Here is a 4,598-nt window from a genome sequence, read left to right as displayed (position 1 = left end):
GGCGGGCGCACGACGACAGCTACGGTACCTCGCCGCGTTGTCGGAACGTCCGCATACATCCAGTATGCGGACGCCCCTCCGCCTTGCGATGCACCGCATCTGACGCCGCGCCCTGCTCCGCCAGGGATTACGGGACAGCCCTTAGCTTGATCTTTACGTGTGGAGTCGAATGGTGCGTCGAACTTGATCAGCCGGTTCAGTAACCGGCGTACACGGAAACGGCCTTCGTCCGAGCTCCGCGGTAGCGGTAACGCTCGACCCGCGTCTTCGCCGGGTTGTAGAGGACCATTCGCCCCTCCGCGATGCGGTCAGCTCCGTAGTGGCTCCGCCGCAACTGCTTCCAGGTCAGGTGAGGGTGTTCGCGGCGAATCCACCGAAGCATCCTCCACCACGCGTACCAGCCGAGGCAGGAGAACGTCTTCTTCGATGCGCCGGAGCGGAAGCAGCCCGCCCAGCCCCGCAGGACCGGGTTGGCCTTCCGCGGCACCTCCGCCAACGAGAGCGAGGTCATGCCCTGCCCGTCAGCCTCTTGATCTCGTGCATCACCGGTGCCAGCGCCTGTCTTTGCCGGGATCGTCAGTACGACACGGCGCCCATCGCCCCGGCTCTTGCTCTGGATGTGGAAGCCCAGGAAGACGAAGCCGTCGTCGGGGTCCAGGACTTGCTCGATGCGGTCGACAGGCGCCTGTGGCGCAGACGCCGGAGCCTGGCCGATGGCTTCCCCCTGCCGACACCGTTCGCCGCCGTGGCCTTCGTCGGGATTCTCGGGCGCCACCGTCGTCCTCGGCTCCGACCGGCCGATCGCTCCCTGCACCCCGCCGGCCGTCATGGCCCGTGCCCGGCCCGCCGCGCCAGCCGTGACCTGCCTCGACACCCGCACAGCCCCCGAACAGGCGCCGCCGCCGCCGGAGGCCCTCCAGGCGATGCCCCTCAACGCCGCCTGCGCTGGAGGCGAAGCCGGTCGCTACGTCCGAACCCTGCCGAGCCGCCGGGATTCCGGACGAAAGTGGCTGGTCATCGAGGACGAGCACGGCACGATCGGCAAGGTGGAGGCGGGCACCCACTTCGATCTGGACGACTACCAGCAGGGATACGGCGACGGCGTCCAAATGCAGCTGCGCGAACTGTTGGTGGACGAGATGCTCAGCAACGAGGAGGACGAGGACGAGGAGCAGCTGGACCGGGCACTCCTCTTCGCCCGGTTGCGCGAGGGAGAACCGGCCTTCCGCGCGAACGACGCGACAGCTCGCTGACCCCGCACAGTCACCGCACCGGACACCTCGGAGACGAAACGCCTACGAACACAGCACCGTCACGACGCGGCTGCGGAGAAGCTCATACTCCGCACGGAGCCGCACGATCTCCGCAGGCCGTTCAATCACATCTCCGCCGACAACTGTCTCGTCGGGGCCGAACTGCTCGCGGGTGAGATCGACTTCGATCCCCATGCCCAGACGGTTCCACCAGTGGTAATCCACTCGCTCGCCGTTGACATGAACCTCACCACGAATCAGCTCACCGCCCAACAGGTCGTTCACCACCAGGGCCGTGACACCGCACTGGTCGCGCGCCGGATTGTCCGGGGTCCAGTTCGGACGGTGAACCGGCGTCGTGGTGTCCGCTCCCCAACCGCCGCGAATAGCCTGCTCGAGGTCGTTGAAGTTCTTCAGTGTCATACCGCTCAGCTTTGCAGACGCCTCTGACAATCACGCGCAATGCGTGTTCCTCCCTCAGCCTGGCCCGTTCCTGAGCAGGGCCGGTCGATCCGGATTCCGCCTGTCATGGTGTTTCCATGACTCCCCCATTCGACTCCACGGCTGACCACGCGCTCAACACCCGGCGATTTCCCCGGCAGTTCGCCCGCACCCGCCGCTTCTCGCTCGGAGTACCCCGGCAGTTCACCGTCTCACCGGACGGCGCCCGGGTGCTCTTCGTACGGACCACGTCCGGTACGGATCAGGTGAGCCGGCTGTGGCTGTACGAGGACGGCGAGGAGCGGATGCTCGCCGATCCGCTCGGGCCGGGCCACGGCGACATGACGTACGGTGCGGTGCCACCGGAGGAGCTGGCCCGCCGCGAAAGGGCCAGGGAGACCTCGTCGGGCGTGGTGTCCTACGCCACCGATGCGCAGGTGCGGCTCGCGGCCTTCGCTCTGAGCGGTGAGCTCTGGGTGGTACGGACGGACGGGGGCACGCCGCGCCGGATCGTCACCGCCGGTCCGGTGGTCGATCCCCGGCCTTCACCGGACGGCACCCTGATCGCGTACGTGTCCGGGGGCGCGCTGCGGATGGTGACGACGCAGGGCACGGCCGACCGTGCGCTCGCCGCCCCGGACGGCGACCAGGTGACCTACGGACTGTCCGATCACGTTTCCGCCGAGTCGATCGGACGCTCGCGCGGCCACTGGTGGTCGCCGCGAAGCGATGCGCTTCTGGTCACACGGGTGGACACCTCGATGGTGCAGCGCCGGTACATCAGCGATCCGGCCCACCCGGAGCGGCCGCCACGCGAGATGGCGTATCCGGCGGCGGGCACGGCGAACGCCGAAGTGTCGTTGCACCTCGTGCGGGTGTCCGGGGAGCGGCTCGCGGTCCGGCTGCCCGCGGCCGCCGATGAGGACCATCCCGAGGGGGTGTGGACTGACCGGTCGTTCGAGTACGTGGCGTCGGCGGCGTGGGACGGGCACGGCCTGCTGGTCTCCGTACAAACGCGTGATCAGCGTTCGGTGCACGTGCTCGCAGTGGATCCCGCCACGGGAGAGACGCGAACCCTGAGCCGCGCCCATGACCGTGCGTGGGTCGCCCTCAGGCCGGGTACGCCGTTGCGGCTTCCGTCCGGAGCGCTCGTCGTTCCCGCGCAGCCGGGCGGCGACACGCAGGGGCTGAGGATCGGCGACAGGCCTACGCCTGAGGGCCTCGAGGTCCGTGAGGTGGTCGGCACCGCCGGTGACCGGGTGTTCTTCACCGCGAGCGAGGAACCGACCGAGGTCCATGTCTGGTCCTGGGCGAGCGGAACCCCCGGGGACGGTCTCGTGCGCGTCAGCGCGGCACCCGGTGTACACACGGCCTCGGTCGGCGGACCCACCGTGGTGCTGGACAGCAGGACCCCGGACGGTCAGACGGTGACCGTGCTGCGTCACGGGGCACGGGTGGGACGGATCGCGGTCCTCGCCGAGACTCCGCTGGTCACTCCACGGCCCGCTGTACTGAGCCTCGGGAAGCGTGAGCTGCGCAGCAGGCTGTATCTGCCGTCGTGGCACCGGCCGGGAGACGCCCCGCTGCCCGTGCTGCTCAACCCGTACGCGGGCCACGGCATGCAGGTCGTTCTGAAGGTGCGTACCTGGTGGGTCGTGGTCGCCCAGTGGTTCGCCGAGCAGGGTTTCGCGGTGCTGGTCACGGATGGCCGCGGCACTCCGGGGCGTGGGGAGGCGTGGGAGAAATCCGTGTACGGAGACCGGCTGACGGCTGTTCTGGAGGACCAGATCGACGCGCTGTACGCGGCTGCCGCGCTGTATCCCGAGCTGGACCTGGCGCGGGTCGCCATGCGCGGCTGGTCGTTCAGCGGGTATCTCGCGGCTGCCGCCGTGCTGCGTCACCCGGAGGTCTTCCACGCGGCGGTCGCCGGTGGTGCGCCGACCGACCGACGGCTCTACGACACCCATTGGGAGGAACGGTTTCTCGGCCACCCGGATGTACTTCCGGAGAACTACGAGCGCAGTTCACTGCTCTCGGAGGCGGCCGGACTGACGCGCCCGCTCATGCTGGTGCACGGACTTGCCGATGACAATGTGGCCGTCGCCCACATGCTGCGGTTCTCCGCCGCGCTGCTGGCCGCGGGCCGGTCGCACACGGTACTGCCGTTGTCCGGGGCCGGCCATCTGGTCACCCAGGAGGAGACGGTGAGCAATCTGTTGCTGCTGGAGCGGGACTTCCTCGAGAAGTCCCTGGGGCGTTGAACACCGGGGTCGCGCCGCGCGTATCCCTGGTCGGACACGGAAGTCGTGAACACGGAAGTCGTGAACACCGAAGTCATGAATCGCGGAAGGGAAAGCCAGCATGAGCGCATCGCAGGACCACGAGGTCCGTCCCGGGCGTCGGGCCGTTGTGGCAGCGGCCGGGGCCGTCTCGGTGGCTGCCGTACTCACCGCGTGCGGCAACCAGAAGGACTCGGGCGGTTCGGATGCGGTCAAGCCGGCCGATGACGGATCGGACGGCGGCAAAGCGGCTCTGGCCAAGACCGCCGACATCCCGGAGGGCGGCGGAATGATCTTCGCCGACCGGGGCGTAGTGGTGACGCAGCCCAAGGCCGGCGAGTTCAAGGCGTTCTCGTCGAAGTGCACCCACCAGGGATGCGCGGTTTCGAGCGTGTCGGACGGCACCATCAACTGCCCTTGCCACGACAGCAAGTTCGATGTGGCGACGGGCAGCGTGACGGAAGGTCCGGCCACCGAGCCGCTGCCCGCCCGAGCGATCACGGTCAAGGGCGACTCGATCACGCTCGCGTCCTAGGACCAATGCCGTTCGGTTAGCCATCTGACGGGCTTGGCAACGTGCTGATCTCGATGTGGACGGTGGTCCTGTGGGTGCGGTGGTCGATGT

5 protein-coding genes are annotated in these 4,598 nt (G+C 68.6%); 3 read left to right on the top strand and 2 right to left on the bottom strand.

The window, feature by feature from the left end; genetic code table 11:
- Nucleotides 1-196: 196 nt before the first annotated feature.
- Nucleotides 197-775 (bottom strand): group II intron maturase-specific domain-containing protein, encoded by a 579-nt coding sequence (locus ABTZ94_RS36320; protein WP_351207522.1) that lies wholly within the window; start codon nucleotides 773-775, stop codon nucleotides 197-199.
- Between the two features lie 52 nt (nucleotides 776-827).
- On the opposite strand from ABTZ94_RS36320, the gene ABTZ94_RS36315 reads away from it, so the two are divergent.
- On the top strand, nucleotides 828-1,253 hold the full coding sequence (locus ABTZ94_RS36315; protein WP_351207520.1) for a hypothetical protein: 426 nt from the start codon (nucleotides 828-830) through the stop codon (nucleotides 1,251-1,253).
- Between the two features lie 42 nt (nucleotides 1,254-1,295).
- On the opposite strand, the gene ABTZ94_RS36310 is transcribed toward ABTZ94_RS36315, so the two are convergent.
- Nucleotides 1,296-1,676: a YunG family protein gene (locus ABTZ94_RS36310; RefSeq protein WP_351207518.1), complete on the bottom strand. Its 381-nt coding sequence runs from the start codon at nucleotides 1,674-1,676 to the stop codon at nucleotides 1,296-1,298.
- 116 nt (nucleotides 1,677-1,792) lie between these two features.
- Here ABTZ94_RS36310 and ABTZ94_RS36305 point away from each other — a divergent pair, with 116 nt between their 5' ends.
- Nucleotides 1,793-3,955: a S9 family peptidase gene (locus ABTZ94_RS36305; protein WP_351207516.1), complete on the top strand. Its 2,163-nt coding sequence runs from the start codon at nucleotides 1,793-1,795 to the stop codon at nucleotides 3,953-3,955.
- Nucleotides 3,956-4,055: 100 nt separating this feature from the next.
- Nucleotides 4,056-4,508, top strand: a complete 453-nt coding sequence (locus ABTZ94_RS36300) for a Rieske (2Fe-2S) protein (protein ID WP_351207514.1) — start codon at nucleotides 4,056-4,058, stop codon at nucleotides 4,506-4,508.
- The last annotated feature ends 90 nt before the right edge of the window (nucleotides 4,509-4,598 follow it).

The organism is Streptomyces sp. NPDC002785 (assembly GCF_040295565.1).
In the GTDB taxonomy this organism is placed as follows: Bacteria; Actinomycetota; Actinomycetes; order Streptomycetales; family Streptomycetaceae; genus Streptomyces.
This window is presented reverse-complemented; position numbering and strand designations above follow the sequence as displayed.

Bases quoted from the DNA above. Each gene is read 5' to 3' on its own strand.
- ABTZ94_RS36310 (WP_351207518.1), bottom strand. From the start codon at position 1,676: ATGACACTGAAGAACTTCAACGACCTCGAGCAGGCTATTCGCGGCGGT.
- ABTZ94_RS36305 (WP_351207516.1), top strand. From the start codon at position 1,793: ATGACTCCCCCATTCGACTCCACGGCTGACCACGCGCTCAACACCCGG.
- ABTZ94_RS36315 (WP_351207520.1), top strand. From the start codon at position 828: ATGGCCCGTGCCCGGCCCGCCGCGCCAGCCGTGACCTGCCTCGACACC.
- ABTZ94_RS36300 (WP_351207514.1), top strand. From the start codon at position 4,056: ATGAGCGCATCGCAGGACCACGAGGTCCGTCCCGGGCGTCGGGCCGTT.